The 474-nt window shown below is 39.9% G+C and carries 1 protein-coding gene; it reads left to right on the forward strand.

Going from position 1 to position 474, the window contains the following annotated elements; genetic code table 11:
• On the forward strand, positions 1-474 hold a 474-nt coding region (locus J8M00_RS28065), incomplete at both ends, for a hypothetical protein (protein WP_211013652.1).

Raw genomic sequence — 474 nt, forward strand, 5'->3', positions numbered from 1 at the left:
TATTAAAAAAGGTAGATGGCAATTGGGTTAAAGTCCCCTCACCTGAATACATTAAAGAAATTGTAGAAGTGCGGGACGTACTCTATTTGCTGACTAATAATGGCATTCACACGATTTCTAAAGAACAAAGCTCATCAAGGTTAATAAGAGAAACACAAGACCATTCATTTATGATTGGCAGCGTGCGAGTTGCCGATAAAGTAGTGATTGCTGTAAGTGATAGCGCGCTTATTGAAATGACAAACTTTAAGGATGAGCCAATAGCGCCTCCAGTTGTGAGCTACGTCAATACAAATGAGGGCTTTGTACGAAACAAAGACGCGTTAGAGATAGACCAGCAAGGCTGGCTTAATATAGCCATTACCAACCTTCAATATCGACACAACGAAGGCGTTAAATATGAGTACCGTCTAAATGACGGCAGCTGGATTTCTTTGTATAGCCCGATGATACAGTTAAACAATTTATATCCAG

This window comes from Pseudoalteromonas luteoviolacea, assembly GCF_018100925.1.
Lineage (GTDB): Bacteria > Pseudomonadota > Gammaproteobacteria > Enterobacterales > Alteromonadaceae > Pseudoalteromonas > Pseudoalteromonas obscura.